This is a genomic window from Streptomyces sp. NPDC042100 (assembly GCF_055582325.1).
Window position 1 is genome coordinate 70,611 of the sequence record NZ_JBVJDK010000007.1, and the last position, 23,087, is coordinate 93,697.

Below are 23,087 nucleotides of genomic sequence, written 5' to 3' on the forward strand. Positions count from 1 at the left end.
GTCCGGCGGGTCTGCCACGATCGCCGGACGGGCGTACCGGACGGGCGTACCGGACGGGCGTACCGGACGGGGTGGCGAGCCGGCTCGCGGGCGGGGCCGAGGCGGGCTTCCGGCCCACCGGTTCCTCGATGGTCCCGCTGATCCGCGACGCGTCAGCCGGCCGGTCGTGCCGCCAAGAGCCCGGCTCCCCGGCGGACCCCCTCGTCCGGGTCGCGGGCCAGCTCCGCCCACCGTCCGGCGAGCGCGAGCGCGGGCGTGAGCGCGGTGTCCGTGTCCGGGAGGGCGTCGTGCACGCCCGTCGCCAGCCAGTCGGCCCGCTGGGCGTCCGCCGTGCCGGCCGCGCGGGCGACGAGCCGCAGGGCGTCGGTCGTGCCCGCCCGGGTCAGGGCCTCCGCCGTCGCGCGCGTCACGGCCGTGTCCTCGGGGTCCAGCAGCAGGGCGAGCAGCGCCCGCGCCGCCCGGGGCAGTCCGGCGTACGGGGCCAGATCGCGCCCGGCCCGCACCCGGGTCGTCCACGCGGGGGCCGAGGCGTCGGCCACGGCCCGGTCCAGGTCGCTCGTCGTCGCCGTCACCCCCGGCCCCTCTCACGTCCCGCCCGCCGCCCGTGCCCGGGCCCCCGGAAAAGCGCTGGTCGTCGCCGGGCCGGGCGCATAGGGTCGCGCCCCATGACCGAACACCTTCCGCCGCGCCTCGGCAGCGGCCTCACCTTCCACGGACCGCTCTCCGAGGACCGGGCCCGAGGGCTCGTCGCCCGGGTCGCGGCGGGCGGCCCCGCCCGCGTGCTCGACATCGGCTGCGGCCAGGGCGAGTTGATGCTGCGGGTCCTGGAGGCCGCGCCCGGCGCCACCGGGACCGGCATCGACATCGACGGCGCCGACCTGGCGCTCGGCCGCGAACGCGCCGCCCTGCGCGGGCTGTCCGAGCGGGTCCGGTACGTCGAGGAGTCCGCGCGCGGCACCGCGCACGGGCCCGCCGACGCGGTGCTGTGCCTCGGCTCGGGACAGGCCCTGTGCGAGGAGGGCACGTACGATCTCGGCGTCGTGCTGCGGGAGTTGCGGCGCCTGGTGCGGCCGGGCGGGCGGGTCGTGCTGGGGGAGGGGTACTGGCAGCGCACCCCCACCGACGCGGAGCTCGCCACGATGTGGCCCGGCGCCCGCGCCGACGACCACCCGTCCCTCGCCGGGCTCGTCGCCCTCGCGATCGACGCGGGCTTCCGGCCGCTGTGGACCGAGACGGCGAGCGAGGAGGAGTGGGACGCCTTCGAGTCCGGCTACCGCCACGACGCCGAACTCTGGCTCGCCCGCCACCCGCGCCACCCGGAGGCCGCCGCGCTCCGCGCCCGGGTGGACCGGCAGCGTTCGGCCTGGCTCGGCTACCGGGGGCTGCTCGGGATCGCGTATCTGACGCTGGTGCCGGTCGACTGAGACCGGCCCGTACCGCTCCTGGGCCGTACCGCTCCCGGCCCGTACCGCTCCTGGCCCGTACCGCTCCCGGCCTCTCGTCCGGGAGCAGCCGTCGCGGACTCCGGTACTCCCCGTGGCGTACCGGAGGAGCCGCCGGCCGCACGACGACCCGGAGGGGTCCCGCGGGTGAGTCTCGAAGCATCGACCACCCGAGGAGCTGAGCACCATGAACACCCTCGCCCACGCGGGACCCGGCCCCTGGGTCCTCTTCTTCCCGCTCGTCTGGGCGGCGGTGATCGTCACCGTCGTCACCGTCCTGCGCCGCTTCGGCCCGCGCCGCCGCCGAGGCCCCTGGGGCCCACGTGTCGACGAGCGTTCGCCCATCGCGCTGCTGGGGCACCGCTTCGCGGCCGGTGAGATCGACGAGGACGAGTACTGGCGTCGGCTGACCGTCCTGGAGGAGCAGTTCGGGCGCTCCGCCGGGGAGAAGGGGCGCCGCTCATGAGCGCCACGCCCGCCGCCGCGCCCGCCCCCACCCCGCCCGCCGCCGCCCGCGTCGTCGACGCCGTCAAGGTCTACGGACGCGGGGACACCGAGGTCAGGGCCCTGGACGGGGTGAGCGTCGACTTCCCGGCCGGCCGCTTCACCGCCATCATGGGGCCCTCCGGCTCCGGCAAGTCCACCCTGATGCACTGCGCCGCCGGGCTCGACACGCTCACCTCCGGCACCGCCCTGATCGGCGACACCGAGCTGTCCGCCCTCGACGACCGGCGGCTGACGCTGCTGCGCCGGGAGCGGATCGGCTTCGTCTTCCAGGCGTTCAACCTGCTGCCGACCCTCACCGTCGCCGAGAACATCACCCTGCCCCTCGACCTCGCGGGCCGCGCCCCCGACCGGGCCCGGCTCGACGCCCTCGTCGACGCGGTCGGCCTCCGCGACCGGCTGCGCCACCGGCCCGGCGAGCTCTCCGGCGGGCAGCAGCAGCGGGTCGCCGTCGCCCGCGCCTTCGCCGGGGACCCGGACGTCGTCTTCGCCGACGAACCCACCGGCAACCTCGACTCCCGCGCCGGCGAGGAGGTGCTGCGGCTGCTCGGCGACACCGTCCGGCGCACCGGCCGCACGGTCGTGATGGTCACCCACGACCCGGTGGCCGCCGCCCACGCCGACGAGGTCGTCTTCCTCGCCGACGGGCGGCTCGTCGACCGGATGCCCGCCCCCACGCCCGCGCGGGTCCTGGACCGGATGAAGTCCCTCGACCCCCACGCGCCGACGGGAGCGCCGCGATGAGCGCCGCCACCACCCTGCGCCTGGGCCTCGCCTCGCTGCGCGCCCGCAGGCGCCGCTTCCTCGGCACCTTCGCCGCCGTGCTGCTCGGCGTCGGCTTCCTCACCGGCACCCTGGTCATGGGCGACACCCTGCGCGCGAGCTTCGGCACCCTGTTCGCCGACGCCAACCGGGGCACCGACGCCGTCGTGCGGGGTACGGGCGTGGTGACCGTCGCCGGGGAGGCACAGGGCACCCGGCGGCCCCTCGACGCCGCGCTCGCCGAACGGCTGGCCCGGGTCCCCGGGGTCGCCGCCGCCGTCCCCCGCATCGAGGGGGCCGGACAGCTCGTCGGCGCCGACGGCCGCCCGGTCGGCGGGAAGGGGCCGCCCACCCTCGCCGGCTACTGGATCCCGGACCCCGGGCTCAACCCGTACGCCCTGGTCGCCGGACGCGCCCCGGAGCGCGCCGGGGAGGCCGTCGTCAACCGAGGCGCGGCGGAGGCGGGCGGGCTGCGGCTCGGCTCCACCACCGTGCTGCGCACCCCCGAACCGCTGCGGGTGACGGTCGTCGGCCTCGCCACCTTCGGCGGCGCCGACGGCATGGGGCAGGTCACCTACACCGGTCTGACCCGCGCGGACGCCGAGAAGTACCTCACCCCGAAGCCCGGCCAGGCCACCGACATCCTCGTGCGGGCCGGTCCCGGCACCTCGCGGCGCGCGCTCGTCGACGCGCTGGAAGCCGTACTCCCGGCGGGCACCGAGGCGGTGACGGGGCAGCAGGCGGCCGAGGAGAGCAACGCCTCGGTCTCCGGCCGCTTCCTGGACCTGTTCACCACCCTCCTGCTGGTGTTCAGCGGAGTGGCGCTGCTCGTCTCGGTGTTCACCATCCACAACACCTTCGCGATCGTCGTCACCCAGCGGACCCGCGAGAACGCGCTGCTGCGCGCGCTGGGCGCCGGGCGCCGCCAGGTCGTCACGATGACGCTCGCCGAGGCGCTCGCCGTCGCCGTGCTCGCCTCCGGCACCGGACTGCTCGCCGGGATCGGCGTCGCGGCCGGGCTCCAGGCGCTGTTCCCGGCCCTCGGCTTCCCCTTCCCGGCCGGCGCGCTGGTGGTGGAGACGGGCTCCCTCGCGCTCCCGTTCGGCGTCGGGATCGCCGTCTGCGCCGGTTCCGCGCTGCTGCCCGCCGTGCGCGCCGGGCGCACCGCGCCGCTCGCCGCGCTGCGCGAGACCGCGGTGGACGCCTCCGGGGCCTCCCGCGCCCGGACCGCGACGGGCGCCGGGCTCCTGGCCCTGGCCGTGGGCCTGTCCGTGGCCGGGGTGCTGGGGACGCCGTCGCTGTGGCTCGCGGGGGCCGGGGCGGTGCTCGCCCTCGCCGCCTTCGTGGTCCTCGGCCCGCCGGCCGCCCCGCTCGCGATACGGCTCCTGGGCGCCCCGCTGCGCGGCGTCGACCACCGGCTCGCGCGGCGCAACGCGCTGCGCAGCCCCCGGCGCACGGCCGCCACGGCGACGGCGCTGATGACCGGGGTGGCCGTGGTCGCGCTCTTCACCGTCTTCGGGGCCTCGCTGAAGGCGACCATGGACCGGACCGTCTCCCGCTCCTTCGCCGGGGACGTCGCCGTCGGCGCCCCGTCCTTCGGCGCGGGCGGCAGCGGTCTGAGCCCCCGGCTCGCGCCCGCGATCGCGGCGCTGCCCGAGGTCGAGAGCGCGGTGGGACTGGGCCGGGGCGTCGCGGAGGTGGACGGCCGGGGCCGGGCCCTGACCGTCGCCGACCCGGCGGGGCTGGCCCGCGCCTTCGACCTGGGGGCGGTACGGGGCTCCCTGGCCGGACTCGGTACGGACGGGCTCGCGGTGGCGTCGGCGGAGGCGGAGCGGTACGGGCTGGCGCCCGGCCGCACGGCCGAACTCGCCTTCGCGGACGGCACCCGGGCGGCCTTCACGGTACGGGCCGTGTACGAGCGCGCGGACCTGGCCGGCGACTACGTCCTCAGCCGCGCCGCCTGGGCACCGCACCGCGCCCAGGACGCGGACCGGCTGGTGGCCGTCACGTTCCGGGACGGGGTCACGGTGGAGGCGGGCAAGGCGGCGGTGGAGCGGGTCGCGGCGCGCTTCGGCGGCCCGGAGGTGGGGACCAGGGCGGCGTACGCGGAGAGTTCGGCGGCCGGCGTCGACATGATGCTGACGCTGGTCTACGCGCTGCTCGCGCTGGCGGTGCTGATCGCCCTGCTCGGGATCGCGAACACGCTCACGCTCGCCGTCCACGAGCGGACCCGGGAGCTGGGCCTGCTGCGGGCCGTCGGCCAGACCCGCGCACAGCTGCGGGCGACGGTCCGCTGGGAGTCGGTCCTGATCGCCGCGTTTGGCACGGCGGGCGGGCTGCTCCTCGGCGGCTTCCTCGGCTGGGTGCTGGTGCGTGCCTCGGGCGGCGCGGACGACGGCTCCTTCGTGCTCGCCCTGCCACCGGCGCGGCTCGCGGCGGTCGCCGCGGTCGGGCTCGCCGCCGGTGTCACGGCGGCCTGGCGCCCGGCCCGCCGGGCCGCCCGCCTGGACGTGCTGCGGGCGATCGCCACGGAGTGACGGGGGCGGCCGAGCCGGGCCCGCCGCCACGGGCCCGGCTCAGCGCACCAGCGCCGGCGACTGCAAGGGCCCCGTCGTCGTCGCCCCGTAGACCACGTGGGAGCGCGGGGTGGCCGCGAGCGGGGACGGCGGGGCCTGGAGGGTGAACCAGACGACCTTGCCCGAGGCCCCCTGGGGGCGGACGCCCCAGCTCTCGCTCATCGCCTCGATGATGGCGAGGCCGCGGCCCGAGGTCGCGAACTCGGCGTCCACGTCCGGGGGTTCGGTCACGTCCGGGATCCTCGGATCATGGTCCCGGACCGAGACGGTGAGCCGGTCGAGCAGCAGCTCGACCTCGACGGTGCACGTCTTGTCGGGCTGGGCGTGCCGGTGGACATTGGTCAGGAGCTCGGTGACACCGAGCTCGGCGAGATCGACCAAGGCGTCGAGCTGCCAGTGGCGCAACTGCGCCGAAACGATTCTGCGGACTTGACCGATCCGCGACGGCAGGGCCTGGAGCTCCACCGTGCAGTACCTGCTGGGCTCGCTGATCACGGCTGCGACTCCCCGAAATGAGGTCCGGAAGAAGACGGAGATTCGGATCTGTCATGCGGTGTGGCAGAACGGTGGGCCGGCTCGCAGCGTCACCGCCGGTAAACCCTCGGTGAGGTGGTTCCAGCCTGAACCAGTGGTGACGGGGCCGCAACTCGCGGCGACTCGCCGCAGGTCAGCGGCGGATCGGCGGCGGATCAGTGGCGAGGGCGAGGGCGAGGGCCGGTCCGGGCTGGATCGGGATCGGATCGGGCCGGATCGGGATCGGGTCAGGCGCGCGGCCCCGGGCGGGGGTCGGCCTTCCCGAGGACTTCCAGGAGCCGCCCGGAGGCCGACATCCCGGAGATCCGGTAGCGCGTGCCGTTCACCGTCGCGACCGCCTCGTCGGACTTCGCGAACCAGGGCCGGCCCGCCCGGACCGTGTCCACCGGCGCGCTGTCGATCTCGCTCCCGTAGCTGGTCAGCAGCGACAGCCGGCCGTCCTCGACGCGGACCTCGCCCGCGCGGGTCAGCGACCTGGGCCAGCGGTCGATCCGTACTCCCGTGGCCGTGAACTCGGGCTCCGCCATCTCGCTCCGCCCCCTTCGCGCAGGCACTCCGCTCCCAGTGTGCCGGGCCGCCGTCCCCGGCACCAGCGGGCCCCCGGCACGGCCGCCTGACACCTCCTCGCGCAGGCGTCTGCAAGGCACTCCTATGGACCCTCAAAGCGAACGTTTGCCCAGGTGAGAGCGGTATTGTCGGTCAGTGGGGCACGTTGCCCACCCGCACGAGGAGAGGCGCCCATGACCAGCACCGACGACATCGCGCGCAACGCCGCCACCACCATCGACGTGGACCGCAGCGACCCCGGCTACCGCTCCTGGCTCAAGGAGGCCGTGCGCAAGGTGCACGCCGACGCGAACCGCTCGGCCGACACCCATCTGCTGCGCTTCCCGCTGCCCGAGAGCTGGGGCATCGACCTCTACCTGAAGGACGAGTCGACCCACCCCACCGGGAGCCTCAAGCACCGGCTGGCCCGCTCGCTCTTCCTCTACGGCCTGTGCAACGGCTGGATCCGCCCGGGCGCCCCGGTCATCGAGGCGTCCAGCGGCTCGACCGCCGTCTCCGAGGCGTACTTCGCCAAGCTGATCGGCGTCCCGTTCATCGCCGTCATGCCGCGCACCACCAGCCCCGAGAAGTGCCGCCTGATCGAGTTCCACGGCGGGCAGTGCCACTTCGTCGACGACTCGCGCACGATGTACGACGAGGCCGCCGCGCTCGCCGAGCGCACCGGCGGGCACTACATGGACCAGTTCACCTACGCCGAGCGGGCCACCGACTGGCGCGGCAACAACAACATCGCCGAATCGATCTACCAGCAGCTCAGGCTGGAGCGGTACCCCGAGCCCGCCTGGATCGTCGCCACGGCCGGCACCGGCGGCACCTCGGCCACCATCGCCCGCTACGTGCACTACATGCAGCACGACACCCGGGTCTGCGTCGCCGACCCGGAGAACTCCTGTTTCTTCGACGGCTGGACCCACCACGACCCCGACGCCAGCGCCGACTGCGGCTCGCGGATCGAGGGCATCGGGCGGCCCCGGATGGAGCCCAGCTTCGTGCCCGGCGCCATCGACCGGATGATGAAGGTGCCCGACGCGGCGAGCGTCGCCGCCGTGCGCGCCCTGGAGGCGGCGATAGGGCGCAAGGCCGGCGGCTCCACGGGCACCGGCCTGTGGAGCGCGTTCAAGATCATCGCCGAGATGGTCGCGGAGAAGCGCACCGGCAGCGTTGTCACCCTGATCTGCGACCCGGGCGAGCGCTACCTCGACAAGTACTACTCGGACGCCTGGCTCGCCGAACAGGGCCTCGACATCGCCCCGTACGCGGCGACTATCGAGCGCTTCCTGGCGACGGGTGTCTGGCCGGAGTGAGCCGCCGCTCCAGGCCGCGCATCGCGTCCCTGAAGGACTTCCCGACGCCCGGCCGGGCCAGCCGCATCGCCAGCCGGCAGGCGCCGTTGCCGTCGACGGCCATGGTCCAGCGCACGTGCGTGCCGTCCGCCGTGGGGGAGAGCACCCACTCCTCCAGGAGGGCGGAGGGGCCGGGGACGTTGGTCTCGTCGATCCGGTAGGCGTAGCGAGCGGCGGGGTCGGTCGCGAGGATCGTCTCGTGGAAGACCACCCCGCCCCGCAGCCGGACCGTCCGGCCGGCGCCGCCGTCGGTCGGCGTGGCCGAGGCGACGGCGGAGAACCACGCGGGGGTGCTGGCCACCTCCACCGCCAGCGAGCGGTAGACCGCCGCCGGCGGGGCGGCGACCGTGGCGGTGAACACCAGGCGCAGCGGGGCGGACGCGGCGAAGTCGAGCTCCACCGGCCTGAGTCGGCGTGCCATGGGCCGTACCTCCCGTCGGGCAAATGGGGGCGATCCGGAGGGGGCGGGCGACCGGATCCGTGCGGCCCCCACCGTAGCTGACAAGGTGTCAGTTCCGCAGCAGTCCGTCCAGCGCCCGCCCGAACAGCACCCGGCCCGCCTGGGCCAGCACGGGATCGAAGGCGCGCGGGACCCCGCGTACGCTCAGCTCCTCCGTCCACACCACCCGGCTGCCCGCCGCCGTCTCCAGCACCTCGAACGAGGCCGTGCCCCGCACCACCCGCCCCCGCTTCACCAGCCGGCACACGCCGGTACGGCCCGGGGCGGGCGGCTCGAAGACCACGACCTCCATCGGGTCGTCGAAGCCGAAGCGCCCCAGCCCGGTCCTGGCCGTGAACCGGGTGCCCACCCCGCCCGGCCCGGGGGTCAGCACCGTCGTCCGTGTCAGCGGCACCTGCGCCCCGTGCGCCGGCCAGTCCGTCAGCCGCCGCCACACCTCGGCGGGCGCCAGCGCCGTGGCCCGCTCGACCCGGAACCGGCTCACTCCGGCTCCTCGCCCGCCACCACGAGCCCCGGCAGCCGCTCCGCCATCTCCTCGCGCTCTTCGGACGACAGCCCCCGGTCCGTCACCAGGGTGTCCACCTCGTCCAGCGTCGCGAACGAACTCAGCCCCACCGTCCCCCACTTGGTGTGGTCCGCGACCACCACCACCCGGCGCGCCGCCCGCATGAGCCGCCGGTTGGTCTCCGCCTCGGCCAGATTCGGCGTCGAGAGCCCCGCCTCCACCGAGATGCCGTGCACCCCCAGGAACAGCGCGTCGAAGTGCAGCGAGCGGATGGCCTGGTCGGCCACCGGCCCCACCAGCGCGTCCGAGGGCGTGCGCACCCCACCGGTCAGCACCACCGTCGCCGCCCCCGGCCGCGCCTCCCCGCCGGCACCCGCCTGCTGCGCCTCGTGGAAGACGTCCGCGACCCGCACCGAGTTGGTCACCACCGTCAGGTCCGGCACGTCCAGCAGCTGCCGGGCCAGCGCGTACGTGGTCGTGCCCCCCGACAGGGCGATCGCCGTCCCGGGCCGGACCATCGCCGCCGCCGTCCGTGCGATCTCCTCCTTCGCCCCGAGCTCCAGCGCCGACTTCGCCTCGAAGCCCGGCTCATGGCTGCTCGCGTCGGCCACCGGCACCGCCCCGCCGTGCACCTTCGCCACCACGCCCTGCCGGGCCAGCGCGTCCAGGTCCCGGCGGACCGTCATGTCGGAGACGTTGAGGCGGCGGGTCAGCTCGTTGACCCGGACGCCGCCGCGCCGCCGCACCTCGTCGAGAATCAGGGCGCGCCGCTGCTCCGCGAGGAGGTTCTGATTGTCAGTCACCGCCGGGGCCGGTCCTTTCCGTAGGGAACGGGGAGAGAGGGATGAAAACAGAGGGACAGGAAGAAAGAGAAGGAAGAGAAGGGCGAAGACGAGGACGGGGGAGAAGGAGAGAGGGGTCCGGAAAAGGGGAATGAGGAGAACGGGTGACGGAATCCGGGAGGGCCGCGCCGAGAGGCCCGGCCGTCCGCGATCCTGCTGCTGCCGTCGAATCCTCCCACTCAGAGAGCGAGTCACCGAAGTGTCCCCTGCCACACCCGACCCGAAGCACGGGGGTGCGGCGCTCGAACTGCTCGTCCACGGTGTGGGCGGGGCCACCGCGGCCGACATGCTGGACGACCCGCGCACCGCGCGCGTCACCGGCGACCGGACGGCCGCGATGTACCGCCGCAGGGACGACCTCGACGCCGAGGACCACCCCGAGCGCTACGCCGACCGCCCCGTCCCCGAGGCCTACTGCTGGTCCAACCTCACCTCCGGCAACGGGGCCCGCGCGCTGTGGCTGCTGCTCCTGCCGTTCATGGTCGCCAACCTCGCCCACTGGATGCGCCCGCCCGCCCCGGGCCGGGCCCGCCTGGTCCGCCTCTACGGGGTCCTCGTCCGGCTCGTCGCGCTCACCCTCACCGTGCTGCTGACCGCCGCCGCCTGCGAGGTCGCCCTGGACCTGACGGCCTGGCAGTGCGCCGGCTCCGGCCCCTGCGCCGGGCAGCGCTCCTGGCTCGGCTTCCTCTCCGCCGAGCGCGGCGGCTGGTGGTCCCAGCCCGGCCGCCGGCTCGCCCTCGCCGCCGTCGTCCCCACCGCTCTCGTCGGGCTGCTCTGGTACCTGTCCAACCGCACCTGGAGCGCGTACGAGGCCCAGCGCCCGCCCACCGGCTACGAGACCGACCCGGGCCCGGCCGTGCCGCCCGCCTCCGACACCGAGGCCGCCGACGGCGCCACCCCCGTCACCCTGCGGCCCGCCCTCGGCCGCCCCGGCTTCTGGTACGGGCGCCGGCTCGTCGCCCGGCTGCGCGCCGCGCACACCGCCGCCGGCTTCCTCACCGTGGCCGCCGTCCTCGCCCAGGCCACCGCCCGGTACGACACCCCCGACGGCCCCGCCGGCGCGCTCGGCCTGGTGGTGCGCGCCGCCCTGCTGATCCTCGCCGGCACCGTCCTGGTCGTGGTCTGCCGCCGGGGCCGCAGCGAGAACCGGCTGGACCTGCGGATCGAGCGGGCCCTGGTCTCCTGGCTGCCCGCCACCGCGCTGCTGGCGCTCGCCGCCACCGCCCTGCACACCGGCTGGTCCCGGCCCGGCTGGACCTCCGGCGGCACGCTGCCCGGCGACGTCGTGTTCGGCACCGTCACCCTCGTCCAGGGCGGGCTCGTCGTCGCCCTCGCCGTCGTCGCCCTGTTGCTGTGCCGCCCGCGCAGCGCCCCCCGAACGGCCCTGTACGGGCTCGGCGGCCCCGCCGTCGCCATGCTGGCCTGCGCGCTCGGCGGGGTGATGTCCGGCGGGATCGCCCAGCGCGTCGCCGACTGGCTCGACGGCCCCGGCACCCCCGGCGCCGGCGGCGGGCTGATCACCGGACCGCCCGTCCTGCTCAGCTGGCAGGCGTCCGTGATCCCCGTGCTGCTCCTGCTGCTGCTCGTCCCCGGCGCCGTCCTCGCCGCCCGCACCGCGCTCGCCTCGCGGACCCTGCGCACGGCCGTCGAGGCCGACTACGCCGCCGAGGACCCCGACCCCGTGCGCACCGGGCAGATCGCCGCCGGGCGCGCCCGCGCCGCCCTCACCGACTCCGCCCCGGGACTCCTCGGCGTGATCTCCGGCGCCACCCTGCTGCTCGGCGCCGTGTCCGTGGGCGGCGCCTGGGCCAGCGGGAACGTGCCGGGCCGGGCCTTCGACGGCGCCCATCCGGCGGTCGCCTCGGCCGCGACCGCCGCGCAGGCGCTGGGCTCCTGGATGATCGGCTTCGGCTTCCTGCTGTTCGTCACCTGGGGCCGCCGCGCCTACAAGGACCCCTCCGCGCGGCGCACGATCGGCATCCTGTGGGACGTCGGCACCTTCTGGCCGCGCGCCGCCCACCCCTTCGCCCCGCCCTGCTACGCGGAGCGGGCCGTGCCCGACCTCACCTGGCGGATGAGCTCCTGGACCCGCCGCACCGGCGGCCGGCTCGTCATCTCCGGGCACTCCCAGGGCAGCGTGCTCGCCGCCGCGGCCGTCTGGCAGCTCCCGCCCGCCACGCGCGGCCGGGTCGCCCTGCTGACCTACGGCTCGCCGCTGGAGCGCCTCTACGGGCGCTGGTTCCCCGCCTACTTCGGGCCCGAGGCGCTGCGCGGACTGCACCGCACGGTGCACTGCTGGAGCAACCTGTACCGGGCGACCGACCCGATCGGCGGGCCGGTGCGGGTCCCCGAGGAGGACGGCCGCCCGGCCGTGGACCGGCCGGTGCTGCGCGACCCCGTGGCGTACGGGCGGACCCGCGAGCACCCGCTGCCCGAACCGATCCTGGGCCACTCCGACTACCAGGCCGATCCCGGCTTCGCCGAGGCGCGGGCCGCGCTGCTCGACCGGCTGCCGCCCGCGCTGCCGCGCCAGCGGGCCGACGCGGCCTCCCCTCAGGGGAGTTCGGGCAGGTCCTCCGGGTAGAGCAGGGTCAGCTCGTCGGTGCTCGGCTCGGCGAGCGCGGCGACCCGGCCCGCGTGCCGCTCGACCATCGACTCGAAGGTCTGGCGGGCGGTGCGGCCGTTGCCGAAGGTGGGGCCCTTCGGCAGCGCCGTGAAGTAGGCGAGCAGGGCCTCCGCGCTGCCCGGGGCCAGCCGGTACTCGTGGTCCTCGGCCTGCTGCTGGACGATCCGCAGCAGCTCCGGCGGCACGTAGTCGGAGAAGGTGATGGTCCGTGAGAAGCGGCTGGCCACACCGGGGTTGACGCTGAGGAAACGCTCCATCTCGGCCGTGTACCCGGCGACGATGACCACGACCGCGTCCCGGTGGTCCTCCATCAGCTTGACCAGCGTGTCGATGGCCTCGCGGCCGAAGTCCCGCCCCGAGTCCTCGGGGGAGAGGGCGTACGCCTCGTCGACGAAGAGCACGCCGCCCCGGGCCCGGTCGAAGGCCTCCTGGGTGCGGATGGCGGTGGAGCCGATGTGCTCGCCGACCAGGTCCACCCGGGACACCTCGACGAGGTGTCCGCGGTCGAGGACGCCGAGCGAGGCGAGGATCTCGCCGTACAGGCGGGCCACGGTGGTCTTGCCGGTGCCGGGGTTGCCGGTGAAGACGAGGTGGCGGCGGGCGGACACCACCTTGAGGCCCGCCTCCTGACGCCGGCGGCCCACCTCGATCATGTTGGTGAGGGTGCGGACCTCGTGCTTGACGCTGTCCAGGCCGACCAGCGCGTCCAGTTCGCCGAGGACCTCGTGCGAGGCGCGGGCCTCGACCGGGTCGGGCGGGCCCGCGCCGGGGGCGGCCGGGGCGCCCGAAGTGCCGGGGGCGACGGGGGTGTTCGGCGTGCCGGGCGCGGGGGAGAGGCGGGACGGCGGGACGGTGCCGAGCAGTCCGCCGGTCCGGGTCGCGGTGAGCAGGCCGCCGGCGTCGGCGGGCGCGGTGGAGCGGAGCTGGCTCTCGTCGCTGGTGCACTCCTCGACGGCCGGCCCCTCCTCGGGGAACTCGTAGCCCCCGCGCGCGCAGCGCTCCGTACGGCACTTGCGCAGGGTGGTCCGGCAGCCGTCCATGACGTGGAAGCCGTAGCCCTCGCTGCCGGTGACCCGGCAGGCCACGAAGGAGCCGCGGCCCTCGGCCGAGACATAGAACCCGGCCTCGGCGGGGGAGGTGACCGTGCAGCGCTCGATGGTCGGGTCGGCGCCCTTGGTGACGATGACCCCGGTCTGCACGGCGTCGATCGTGCAGCCGGCCAGCGTGCCGCCGCTGCCGTGGTCCCGGAACCAGGCGCCGGTGGAGGCCTCCCGGATCCGGCAGTCGTCGAGCTGGGCGGTGGCCCCGTCGCTGACCGACACGGCGGTGTTGCGCACCTGCGACAGATCGCTGTCGACGACGTCGGCGCGCGAGCCCCGGTCGAGGACGAACAGGGCGTCGGGCACGTCGTGCACCCGGCAGGAGTCGAGCACGGCGGTGGCCCCGTCGCTGACCCAGACCGCCGGGTAGTCGCCCGTGCTGTCGTGGATCTCGCACTGGTTGGCGTCCACCCGGGTCCCGGGGTCCCACACCGACAGGCCGTTGCGCCCGAAGCGGCGCACGGTCGAGCGGGTCAGCGTGAGGACGGAGCGCGAGCGCAGGTCCACGGCGTTCTCGGGGATGTCGTGGATGTCGCAGTCGGAGAGGGTGAGCACCGCGTCCGTGTCGAGGGTGATGCCGTCGGCGGAGGTGCGGTGCACCCGGGAGTCACTGAGGTGCGCGGTGGCGCGGGAGGCGATCTGCAGGCCGGTGCCCTTGATCTCGTACACCTCGCAGCCGAGCGCCTCCAGGCCGCTGCCCTCGCCGTTGACGGCGATGCCGGCGCCGGAGGCGTGGTGCACCCGGCAGCGCTCGAAGCGGGGGTGGGCGCCGCCGCGCACGGAGATCCCGGACTGGCCGGCGGCGACGACCTCGCACTCCTCGAAGACGCCGCCCGCCCCGTCGAGCACGGCGATGCCGACGCCCGCCGGATTGTCGACGGTGCAGCGGCGGACGGTGGGGCGGGCCGCGCCGCGCACCTCGACGCCGGCCGCGGAGCGGGTGCTGATCCGCAGGTCGAGCAGCTCCGGGGTGCCGTCCTCGACGAGCAGCGCGGGCGCCGCCGCGTCCTGCCCCTCGATGTGCAGGTCCCGCAGGGTGGCCGAGGCGCGCACGGTGAGCGGCACCCCGTCGGCGGGCGCGATCCGGACCGGGCCGCCGTCGCCGCCCCGCAGGGTGACGGCCCGCTGGACCACGAGGTTCTCCCGGTAGGTGCCGGGGGCGACGGTGAGGACGTCGCCGTCGCCCGCGGCCTCCAGGGCGGCGGCGAGGGAGGCGTACTCGCCCGTGCGGCGCCGCCACCGCGACGTGCCGGTGTGCGTCACCTGGACCGTGCCCTGTGCCATGGGTGTGTTCTGCCCCCGCCTCGTGCGCCGACGCTGCTCCGATGCCCCACCGTAGCGCGCGCGGCGGCGCGGGGCGGCCGGGTCAGCTGCCCGTCCCCGTCCGGCCCCAGTCGGGACCGGCCTGGGCCCAGGCGCGGTCCAGACGCGCGTACCGCCGTCGTACCAGGCGGTGTACGGCGAGCCGCCTGGCCGTCTCCACGAGGAGGCCCGCGAGGAGCGCCACGGTGAGGCCCGCGATGAGGGCGTGCGCCCGGGCGGTCTCCGGGTGCATCGGCGGCGGCACGGGCCGGCCGGTCCGGTCGGTCCACAGGGGGAAGGAGTCGCCGGGGCGGGCCGCTTGCCGGACCGTGCTGACGGTGCCGGTGCGCGAGCTGCCGTCGGGGGCGGTCCAGTCGGCCACCACGGCGGGTCTCAGCCGCTGCTCGCCCGCCGCCTCCGCGTCGCGCTCCCGGGAGTCCCGCGGGGCGATCCGGACCACCCGGGCGACGGTCGGCACCCGCTCCTGGTACTGCGAGCGGACCGCGCGCTGGAGCGAGGCGTTCGCCGAGAGCCCCGACAGGACGCCCGCCCCGGGCACCACGAGGCACAGCAGCACGACCGCCGTGAAGGCGAGCCAGGCCTCGACCAGGTCCGTGGTCCGGCGCAGGGGATTGCGCCGCCAGCGCCAGAGTCCGATGGCTGCACGCACGCTCCGCACCCCCTCGTTGTCCGTCCTTCCAACGAGTGTGCCCCGGCGGATGGTTCCGCGCCTGTCGAGCACGGACGGGTGAACGGGAAAGGGGCGCGCGGGGCGGCTGCGGGGAGGGGTGTGCCGGGCGGTCAGTCCAGGATCTCGACCGGGTCGCCCGCCTTGATGACGCCCCGGTGCTCGGGGACCAGGTTCTGCCCGAAGATCAGCCGGCTGCCGTCCCTGCGGTGCCGGGCCAGGGTGCGCAGCGGCTCCTTGCCGCGCTCGGCGGTCTCCTGGTCGGTGGTGGTGACCACGCAGCGGCCGCAGGACTTGGCGACGCGGAAGGTGACCTCGCCGATCGCGAGGCGGCGCCAGCCGTCCTCGGCCCAGGGGGCGGTGCCGTCGATGACGACGTTCGGCCGGAAGCGGTTCATCGGCAGCGGGCCCTCGTCGGCGTGGTCGCCCTGGGCGATCAGCGAGTTGAGGGCGTCGAGCGAGGAGGTGGTGGCGGCGAGCAGCGGGAAGCCGTCGGCGAAGCTGACGGTCTCGCCGGGCAGCGCGAAGTCCGGGTCGACGGGCCGCCGCCGGGCCGGGTCGTCCATGTGGACGAGGCGCACGTCGCTGTCCAGGTAGGCGCTGAACCAGGCGTCGGCCGCCGGGTCGGCCGCGACCGCCTCCACCAGGGTGCCGAAGATCTCCACCGTGATCGTGGGCGTGCCCGGGCGGGCGTCGGGGACCTCGACCGTGAGCGGGTCGAGGCCGGGCGCGGACAGCGTGACGCCGCCGTCGGGCAGCAGCCCGGCCGCCGCCAACGCCAGCCGCGCGTGCTGGCGTTGGGTCACGACCTTGCCCGCGGTGTCCACCACGGTCCAGCGGCGGTCGCCCGCCAGTCCCCAGGGCTCGACCTCCGCCCGCGCGGGCGAGAACCCGCGCAGTGCCTTGACCGGGTGGACGTGGACGGAACGCAAGACAGGAATCGGCATGCGGCCATCCTGCCAGCCGCCCCGCCCGCTGCCGAGGTCAGTATCCGCGGCCCTGGTACGGGCGGTTGTACGGGTCCTCGTACACGGCGGGCGTGGGCATCGGGCGGGGGGCCGCCGGACGCATCGCCTCGTACCCGCCGGTCGCCGGGCGCGGCTGCTGCGGCGCCTGCGGACCCGGGTAGCCGCGCGGGGTGACGGGCTGCTGCGGGACGTACGGGGCGGGGGCGTGCTGCAGTGGCACGGGGGCCATCTGGGGCGTGGGCTGGGCGTAGCCGTACGCGCCGCCGTGACCGCCGTACGACGGGGTCTGCTGCGGGGAGGGGGCCGCCGGGAGGGCGGGGAGGGCGGCGGGCAGCGCCGGCAGGTAGCCGCTGCTTCCGGAGAAGCCGCTGCCGGTGTCGTACGCGGAGGGCACTCGGATCGGGGCGATCTGAGGCGTGCCCCGCTCTGCGACGAGGGAGTCGTAGATCGGGGTGTCGGGGAACGACGGCGCGGTGTGGTAACCGCCTCCGTAGGGGGAGCGCGGGGAGGTCATGGCTCATAAGGTAAGCCCACGATGTGCCCTATGGGGAGCCCGGAAAGAGGGTTGATTGACGGGTTCCGAGAGGCCGCCGACCGCCAATGCGATCGAACGTGACAAAAACGGACGCGCGTTGCCGTATGGATCTTGTAAACACCGAGCTCGGGAGGGGTTACCGGCTGGTCGGGTGTCAGGTTGACGTAAAGAAAACCGGCGGCGACAAAGCGGTTCCGGGATGGCGGACGCCGTTCTTCGCGCGCGATTAATGACGCCCGTGTTGCGGCGGCGTTCCGTCATTACTCCGCGTGTCGGGAAATGCGCGCTGCGGCGCGGATTTCCGCGCCCCGGCGTACGTCCGCCCCTTCCAGGCCGCGCCCCGCCCCCGGTAGTGCCTCACCGCGGAATCCACCGTCATCAGCGCGTAGAGGAACGCCGTGAACGGCAGCAGCGCCGCCGCCCACGGCGGCTGCCCGTAGTAGCGCAGCATCGGCACGTAGGTCCCGGCCATCACCGCCCATGCCGCCGCGCCCGCCCACGCCGCCGGGGCGTCCTCCGACAGCAGCCCCGCCACCAGGGCCGCCGGCGGCACCAGATAGACCAGCGCGAGCCCCGCCACCGTCCCCGCGAGCAGCGGCGGACTGTGCCGCAGCTGGGAGTACGCGCTGCGCGCCACCATCCGCCACAGCTCGCCGAGCCCCGGATACGGCCGGACGCTGTCCACCCGCTCCGCGAGCCCCAGCCAGATCCGCCCGCCCACGCCCCGCACCGCGCGGGCCAGCGACACGTCGTCGATGACCGCCTGACGGATCGCCTCCGGCACCCCCGCCCGCTTCGCCGTCTCCGTCCGCAGCAGCACGCAGCCGCCCGCCGCCGCCGTCGCCAGCGGGCGGCGCCGGTTGATCCAGCGGAACGGATACAGCTGGCAGAAGAAGTAGACGAAGGCCGGGACGATCAGCCGCTCCCACGGGCTGACCGCCCGCAGGCGCGCCATCTGCGACACCAGGTCCAGATCGTGCCCGGTGGCCGCCGTCACCAGCAGCCGCAGGCTGTCCGGCTCGTGCGCGATGTCCGCGTCCGTCAGCAGCAGGAACTCCGGCCCGCGCGCCTGCGCCAGCGCCGTCCCGTGCCGCAGCGCCCACAGCTTCCCCGTCCAGCCCGGCTCCGGCTCGCCCGGCGACACCACCGTCAGCGGCAGCCCCTCCTGGCACGCGGCCAGCTCCCTCGCCAGCCGCCCGGTCCCGTCGGAGCTCCCGTCGTCCACCAGGATCACCTCCGCCGGCCCCGGATAGTCCTGGGCCAGCAGCGAGGGAAGGCTCAGCGGCAGCACCTCCGCCTCGTCCCGGGCCGGCACCACGGCCACCACCCGCGGCCACACCTCGGGCGGGCGCGCGGGCACCGGAAGGCGCTGGTCCGTGCGCCAGAAGAATCCCTGGCCGAGGAGCAGCCAGGCCCAGACGGCCAGGGAGGCGATCGCGATCCAGGCAAGCGGGCTCATTCGCCGCAGTCTGCCCCAGATCGCCGGGGATGCAAGGGTGGTCGGCTAGGGTGACCGGGTGAAGATCGCGCTCATGGACTCCGGAATCGGCCTCCTCCCGGCGGCGGCCGTGGTGCGCCGGCTGCGGCCCGACGCGGACCTGGTGATCTCCAGCGACCCCGACGGGATGCCCTGGGGCCCGCGCAGCACCGAGGACCTCACCGGGCGCGCCCTCGCCGTGGCCCGCGCCGCCGCCGCCCACGGGCCCGACGCGCTGATCATCGGCTGCAACACCGCGACCGTCCACGCGCTGCCCGCGATCCGCGCCGCGCTGGAGCCCCGCATCCCCGTCATCGGCACCGTGCCCGCCATCAAGCCCGCCGCCGTCGGCGGCGGCGAGGTCGCCATCTGGGCGACCCCCGCCACCACCGGCAGCCCCTACCAGCGCGGGCTCATCCACGACTTCGCCGACGGCGCCGACGTCACCGAGGTGCCCTGCCCCGGCCTCGCCGACGCCGTCGAGCACGACGACGCCGAGGGCGTACGGCGTGCCGTCGCCGCCGCGGCCGCGCTCACCCCCCGGGACGTCCGCGCCGTCGTGCTCGGCTGCACCCACTACGAGCTGGTCGCCGAGCAGATCCTGGCCGCCCTGGCGCGCCCGGAGGGCTCGCCGCTGCCGCCCGTCGTGCTGCACGGCTCCGCCGACGCCGTCGCCGCCCAGGCCTTCCGCCGGATCGGCGCCGAGGCCGACCCCGACGCCCCCGCGACGGGCACCCTGACCGTGCTCCTGAGCGGCCGCTCCGGCGCCCTGCCCGCACCCGCGCTCGCCTACCCGCAGGGGCGCCTCCTCGGCGCCGCGGCCGCCGTGCGCTGAACCCGTCCCGGCCGCGTGGGTCACCGCGGGCGGGGCCCTTCCCCCGGACGCCCCGGCCCGGGGGCCCGCGCCACGGAACGCGCATAGGCTGTCACCATGAGGGAGCACTCCTCGCACCGGGGTCCCACCGGACCCGCGCCCGCCGTCTGGACCGGCCGGGCCACCAACCGCCTCCAGTGGCTGCCGGCCGTGGCCGGGGCCGCCTGCATGGCGCTCGGCATCACGCTCGCCGTCGAGTCCCCCTGGACCTCCGGCATCGCCCCGCTGCTCATGGCCGTGATCGGCTGCGTCGCGGCGGGCGTCCTGGTGCTCTTCGGCACTCTCGCCTTCGTCCACGTCGCGGTCCGCGTCGACGACGACGCCATGGAGGTGCGCTGCGGCCACATGGGCCTGCCGCGCCGCCGCATCCCGCTCTCCCACGTGGTCGACGCCGACTTCGAGCCCTCCGTCACCCCGCGCCAGTGGGGCGGCTGGGGCTACCGCTGGCGCCCCGAGAAGGGCACGGCCGTCGTCGTCCGGCGCGGCGAGGGGCTGGTGCTGCGCCTCGGCGACGGGCGCACCTTCACCGTCACCGTGGACGACGCGGAGGCCGCCGTCCGCGCCATCCGCGCCCTGCTCCGGCGCACGCCCCCGCCGACCCCCGTGTGACCAGCCCGCCCCGGCGGGAGGCACAAGGGCCGGGGTTACACTCCGGCAGGTGAGCGCCACCATGACCCCCGTCGACCTGCCCGAACCCGCTCCCGTCGCGCGACGCGGCCGGGTGCTGCGACGGCTGCGGCGGCCCGGCGCGGCCGTCCTGTCCGGACTGCTGCTGTTCCTGAGCTTCCCGCCGCGGCCCTTGTGGTGGCTCGCGTTGCCCGCCTTCGCGCTCCTCGGCTGGACCCTGCGCGGCCGGCGGCTGCGCGCGGGCTTCGGCCTCGGGTACCTGGCCGGGCTCGGCTTCCTGCTCCCGCTGCTGGTGTGGACCGGCGAGGAGGTCGGCCCCGGGCCGTGGCTCGCGCTCGCCGGTGTCGAGGCGCTGTTCGTCGCCGCCGTGGGCCTCGGCGTCGCCGCCGTCTCCCGGCTGCCCGCCTGGCCGGTCTTCGCCGCCGGGGTCTGGATCCTCGGCGAGGCCGCCCGCGCGCGGGCGCCGTTCGGCGGCTTCCCCTGGGGCAAGATCGCCTTCGGTCAGGCCGACGGAGTCTTCCTGCCCCTCGCCGCCGTCGGCGGCACCCCGGTCCTCGGCTTCGCCGTCGCCCTGTGCGGCTTCGGTCTGTACGAGCTGCTCCGGCTGCTGCTGGAGCGGCGCCGCGCCGGGGCGGAAGGGGCGGAGGCAACGGAACCGGCGGACGGAACGCAAGGGGCGGCCGGGGCCGCCGGCGCGGACCGGACGGACGGGGCCGGGGAGACGGACGGGGCCGCCGGGACCCGGCCGGCCTCCGACGCGCGTGCCGCGCGGCCCTCCGGCGGGCGGGCCGTGCCCGGGGCGCGGGGCGCGCTCGTCGCCGCCGCGCTCGCCGTGCTCGTCCCCGTCACCGGCGCGCTCGCCGCGCTGCCGCTCGTGGACGACTCCGCCGAGGACGGCACCGCGACCGTCGCCGCCGTCCAGGGCAACGTGCCCCGGCTCGGCCTGGACTTCAACTCCCAGCGCCGCGCGGTGCTCGACAACCACGCCAACCGCACCAAGGAGCTCGCCGCCGAGGTGAAGGCGGGCCGCGAGCCGCAGCCCGACTTCGTGCTGTGGCCGGAGAACTCCTCCGACATCGACCCGTACGCCAACCCCGACGCGTACGAGGTGATCGACCAGGCGGTACGGGCGATCGGCGCGCCCACCGTCATCGGCGCCGTCATCGCGCCGGAGACCGGCAAGCTCCGCAACACCCTCATCGAGTGGGCGCCGGGGCGCGGACCGGCCGCCGAGTACGACAAGCGGCATGTGCAGCCCTTCGGCGAGTACATCCCGATGCGGTCCTTCGTCCGCCTCTTCAACAGCAACGTCGACCGGGTCCGCCGCGACTTCGGCCCCGGCACCAAGGTCGGCGTGTTCGACCTCGCCGGTACCAAGGTCGGCCTCGCCACCTGCTACGAGGCGGCGTTCGACTGGGCGGTGCGCGACACCGTGACGCACGGGGCGCAGCTGATCACGGTCCCCAGCAACAACGCCACCTTCGGCCGCAGCGAGATGACCTACCAGCAACTGGCGATGTCCCGGGTGCGGGCCGTCGAGCACAGCCGCAGCGTCGTGGTGCCCGTCACCAGCGGGGTCAGCGCGGTCATCCGCCCCGACGGCGAGATCGTCGCGCAGACCCGGATGTTCACGCCGGACGTGCTGGTCGAGAAGGTGCCGCTGCGCTCCTCGCTGACCCCCGCGACCCGGATGGGCACCCTGCCCGAGGCGCTGCTCGCCGCCCTCGCCGCGGCCGGTCTCGGCTGGTCGGCGGCCCGCTCCTGGCGGGCCCGGCGGGCCGCGAAGGGCGCCGGGGCCTGACCGGGCCGGGGTCCGGCCAGGGCTCGGCCGGGGGCTGTTCAGGGCTCGGCCGGAGTCCGGCCCGGGTCCGGAAGATGATCTAGGGTCGGGCCATGGGCACCCCTGACTTCATCCGTGACATCCGGGCCTCCGCAGGCCACCAGCTGCTGTTCCTGCCGGGCGTGAGCGCGGTCGTCTTCGACGACCGGGGACGGGTGCTGCTCGGCCGCCGGGCCGACACCGGGATGTGGGCCGTGATCGGCGGCATCGTCGAGCCCGGCGAGCAGCCCGCCGCCTGCGCGGTCCGCGAGGTGTACGAGGAGACCGGCGTGCACTGCGTGACCGAGCGGATCGTGCTCGTCCAGACCCTGCGCAAGCCGGTCGTCTACCCCAACGGCGACCGCTGCCAGTTCATGGACGTGTCCTTCCGCTGCCGCGCCGTCGGCGGGGAGGCCCGGGTCAACGACGACGAGTCGCTGGAGGTCGGCTGGTTCGAGACCGACCGGCTGCCCGAGATGAAGCGCTTCTCCTACTTCCGGATCGAGCAGGCGCTCGCCGACGAACCCACATGGTTCGACACCACCCCCCTGGGCTGAACTATGGGTGGAAGACACATCGGTCGGCGGTGGGGCCGTTCATAGGGTGCGGAGCATGAGCGCCCCCACCACACCAGGTCCCGTACCGGCCCAGGCCCCCGCGCCCGGGCCCGTGCCCGGGGCCGTCTCCCTCGACCTCTCCGGGCGCACCGCGCTCGTCACCGGCGCCGCCGGCGGCATCGGCCGGGCCTGCGCGCTGCGGCTCGCCGCCGCCGGGGCCCGGGTCAGAGCCGTCGACCGGGCGGCCGAAGGACTCGACGCGCTGGCGGGAGCAGCCCGGGGCCTGCCCGGCGCGCTCGAACCGCGACTCCTCGACCTCACCGACCTCGACGCCGCCGAGGCCGCGGCGGACGGCGCCGACATCCTCGTGAACAACGCCGGACTCCAGCTCGTCCGCCCCATCGAGGAGTTCCCCCCGGACGTCTTCCACACCGTCCTCACCGTGATGCTGGAGGCGCCGTTCCGGCTGATCAGGGGCGCGCTGCCGGGCATGTACGCGCGCGGCTGGGGCCGGATCGTGAACGTCTCCTCCGTCCACGGGCTGCGCGCCTCGCCCTACAAGTCGGCGTACGTGGCCGCCAAGCACGGGCTGGAGGGCCTGTCCAAGACCGCCGCCCTCGAAGGCGCCCCGCACGGCGTCACCTCCAACTGCGTCAACCCCGGCTACGTCCGCACCCCGCTGGTCGAGCGCCAGATCGCGGACCAGGCCGCCGCCCACGGCATCCCCGCCGAACGGGTCGTCGCCGACGTGCTCCTGAAGGACTCCGCCCTCAAGCGGCTCATCGAACCCGAGGAGGTCGCGGAGGCCGTGCTCTACCTCTGCGCCCCGCAGGCCTCGTTCGTCACCGGCACCTCGCTGGTCCTGGACGGGGGCTGGACCGCCCACTGAACGCCGCCCGCGCCGGGCGCCGGTTGTCCACAGGCGACGCCGCGCAGTTGTCCACAGGGCTGGTGCGAGCCCCCGTACGGCAGGTATCCC

Annotated in this window: 22 protein-coding genes; 11 read left to right on the plus strand and 11 right to left on the minus strand. The window is 75.7% G+C overall.

What is annotated here, in order from left to right:
- Window positions 1-152: 152 nt before the first annotated feature.
- Window positions 153-572: a HEAT repeat domain-containing protein gene (locus ACZ6J5_RS17355; protein ID WP_469392289.1), complete on the minus strand. Its 420-nt coding sequence runs from the start codon at window positions 570-572 to the stop codon at window positions 153-155.
- A 93-nt stretch (window positions 573-665) separates the two neighbouring features.
- Between ACZ6J5_RS17355 and ACZ6J5_RS17360 the strand changes: the two genes are divergently transcribed.
- The 4 genes from ACZ6J5_RS17360 (at window position 666) to ACZ6J5_RS17375 (ending at window position 5,245) form a co-directional block, all read left to right on the plus strand.
- Entirely contained in the window at window positions 666-1,424 is a 759-nt protein-coding gene (locus tag ACZ6J5_RS17360; protein ID WP_469392291.1) for an SAM-dependent methyltransferase, read from the plus strand.
- A 205-nt stretch (window positions 1,425-1,629) separates the two neighbouring features.
- Window positions 1,630-1,908: an SHOCT domain-containing protein gene (locus ACZ6J5_RS17365; protein WP_469392293.1), complete on the plus strand. Its 279-nt coding sequence runs from the start codon at window positions 1,630-1,632 to the stop codon at window positions 1,906-1,908.
- Window positions 1,905-2,690 carry an ABC transporter ATP-binding protein gene (locus ACZ6J5_RS17370; protein ID WP_469392295.1) on the plus strand — a complete coding sequence of 262 codons (786 nt, stop codon included), beginning with the start codon at window positions 1,905-1,907 and terminating at the stop codon, window positions 2,688-2,690. The genes ACZ6J5_RS17365 and ACZ6J5_RS17370 overlap by 4 nt, the downstream gene beginning before the upstream one ends.
- Complete coding sequence (locus ACZ6J5_RS17375) at window positions 2,687-5,245, plus strand: FtsX-like permease family protein (RefSeq protein WP_469392297.1); 2,559 nt, start codon at window positions 2,687-2,689, stop codon at window positions 5,243-5,245. The genes ACZ6J5_RS17370 and ACZ6J5_RS17375 overlap by 4 nt, the downstream gene beginning before the upstream one ends.
- A gap of 39 nt (window positions 5,246-5,284) precedes the next feature.
- Here the strand turns inward: ACZ6J5_RS17375 and ACZ6J5_RS17380 are convergent, their stop codons facing one another.
- A complete protein-coding gene (locus ACZ6J5_RS17380; RefSeq protein ID WP_469392299.1) occupies window positions 5,285-5,779 on the minus strand; it encodes an ATP-binding protein in 495 nt (164 codons plus the stop codon).
- A gap of 266 nt (window positions 5,780-6,045) precedes the next feature.
- Window positions 6,046-6,345: a hypothetical protein gene (locus ACZ6J5_RS17385; protein WP_469392301.1), complete on the minus strand. Its 300-nt coding sequence runs from the start codon at window positions 6,343-6,345 to the stop codon at window positions 6,046-6,048.
- Between the two features lie 213 nt (window positions 6,346-6,558).
- On the opposite strand from ACZ6J5_RS17385, the gene cds1 reads away from it, so the two are divergent.
- Complete coding sequence (cds1, locus tag ACZ6J5_RS17390) at window positions 6,559-7,689, plus strand: L-cysteine desulfhydrase Cds1 (RefSeq protein WP_469392303.1); 1,131 nt, start codon at window positions 6,559-6,561, stop codon at window positions 7,687-7,689.
- Here the strand turns inward: cds1 and ACZ6J5_RS17395 are convergent.
- From ACZ6J5_RS17395 to ACZ6J5_RS17405, 3 genes are all read right to left on the minus strand, one after another.
- Window positions 7,649-8,149, minus strand: coding sequence for an SRPBCC family protein (locus tag ACZ6J5_RS17395; RefSeq protein ID WP_469392305.1), 501 nt, complete (start codon window positions 8,147-8,149; stop codon window positions 7,649-7,651). The genes cds1 and ACZ6J5_RS17395 overlap by 41 nt on opposite strands.
- 88 nt (window positions 8,150-8,237) lie before the next feature.
- A complete protein-coding gene (locus tag ACZ6J5_RS17400) occupies window positions 8,238-8,672 on the minus strand; it encodes an SRPBCC family protein (RefSeq protein ID WP_469392307.1) in 435 nt (144 codons plus the stop codon).
- The gene (locus tag ACZ6J5_RS17405; protein ID WP_469392308.1) at window positions 8,669-9,496 is read right to left on the minus strand and encodes a DeoR/GlpR family DNA-binding transcription regulator; all 828 of its coding nucleotides are present in this window, start codon (window positions 9,494-9,496) and stop codon (window positions 8,669-8,671) included. Before ACZ6J5_RS17405 ends, ACZ6J5_RS17400 begins: the two co-directional genes overlap by 4 nt.
- A gap of 238 nt (window positions 9,497-9,734) precedes the next feature.
- Between ACZ6J5_RS17405 and ACZ6J5_RS17410 the strand changes: the two genes are divergently transcribed.
- On the plus strand, window positions 9,735-12,119 hold the full coding sequence (locus ACZ6J5_RS17410; RefSeq protein ID WP_469392310.1) for a hypothetical protein: 2,385 nt from the start codon (window positions 9,735-9,737) through the stop codon (window positions 12,117-12,119).
- Here ACZ6J5_RS17410 and ACZ6J5_RS17415 read toward each other — a convergent pair.
- From ACZ6J5_RS17415 to ACZ6J5_RS17435, 5 genes are all read right to left on the minus strand, one after another.
- Window positions 12,089-14,545 carry a right-handed parallel beta-helix repeat-containing protein gene (locus tag ACZ6J5_RS17415; protein ID WP_469392312.1) on the minus strand — a complete coding sequence of 819 codons (2,457 nt, stop codon included), beginning with the start codon at window positions 14,543-14,545 and terminating at the stop codon, window positions 12,089-12,091. The genes ACZ6J5_RS17410 and ACZ6J5_RS17415 overlap by 31 nt on opposite strands.
- Before the next feature lie 82 nt (window positions 14,546-14,627).
- Window positions 14,628-15,233 (minus strand): Rv1733c family protein, encoded by a 606-nt coding sequence (locus ACZ6J5_RS17420; protein WP_469392314.1) that lies wholly within the window; start codon window positions 15,231-15,233, stop codon window positions 14,628-14,630.
- A 131-nt stretch (window positions 15,234-15,364) separates the two neighbouring features.
- Window positions 15,365-16,198, minus strand: a complete 834-nt coding sequence (locus ACZ6J5_RS17425; RefSeq protein WP_469392316.1) for an MOSC domain-containing protein — start codon at window positions 16,196-16,198, stop codon at window positions 15,365-15,367.
- Window positions 16,199-16,235: 37 nt separating this feature from the next.
- The gene (locus tag ACZ6J5_RS17430; protein ID WP_469392318.1) at window positions 16,236-16,733 is read right to left on the minus strand and encodes a DUF6643 family protein; all 498 of its coding nucleotides are present in this window, start codon (window positions 16,731-16,733) and stop codon (window positions 16,236-16,238) included.
- Window positions 16,734-16,980: 247 nt separating this feature from the next.
- Window positions 16,981-18,213, minus strand: coding sequence for a glycosyltransferase (locus ACZ6J5_RS17435; protein WP_469392320.1), 1,233 nt, complete (start codon window positions 18,211-18,213; stop codon window positions 16,981-16,983).
- A 58-nt stretch (window positions 18,214-18,271) separates the two neighbouring features.
- Between ACZ6J5_RS17435 and ACZ6J5_RS17440 the strand changes: the two genes are divergently transcribed.
- The 5 genes from ACZ6J5_RS17440 to ACZ6J5_RS17460 all read left to right on the plus strand — a co-directional run bounded on the left by ACZ6J5_RS17440 (window position 18,272) and on the right by ACZ6J5_RS17460 (window position 22,997).
- Window positions 18,272-19,066 (plus strand): glutamate racemase, encoded by a 795-nt coding sequence (locus ACZ6J5_RS17440; RefSeq protein ID WP_469392322.1) that lies wholly within the window; start codon window positions 18,272-18,274, stop codon window positions 19,064-19,066.
- A gap of 96 nt (window positions 19,067-19,162) precedes the next feature.
- A complete protein-coding gene (locus ACZ6J5_RS17445; protein WP_469392324.1) occupies window positions 19,163-19,714 on the plus strand; it encodes a hypothetical protein in 552 nt (183 codons plus the stop codon).
- A 49-nt stretch (window positions 19,715-19,763) separates the two neighbouring features.
- The gene (gene lnt, locus ACZ6J5_RS17450; protein WP_469392325.1) at window positions 19,764-21,533 is read left to right on the plus strand and encodes an apolipoprotein N-acyltransferase; all 1,770 of its coding nucleotides are present in this window, start codon (window positions 19,764-19,766) and stop codon (window positions 21,531-21,533) included.
- Between the two features lie 92 nt (window positions 21,534-21,625).
- Window positions 21,626-22,108 (plus strand): NUDIX hydrolase, encoded by a 483-nt coding sequence (locus ACZ6J5_RS17455; protein WP_469392327.1) that lies wholly within the window; start codon window positions 21,626-21,628, stop codon window positions 22,106-22,108.
- A 55-nt stretch (window positions 22,109-22,163) separates the two neighbouring features.
- The gene (locus ACZ6J5_RS17460) at window positions 22,164-22,997 is read left to right on the plus strand and encodes a 3-hydroxybutyrate dehydrogenase (RefSeq protein ID WP_469392329.1); all 834 of its coding nucleotides are present in this window, start codon (window positions 22,164-22,166) and stop codon (window positions 22,995-22,997) included.
- Window positions 22,998-23,087: the final 90 nt, after the last annotated feature.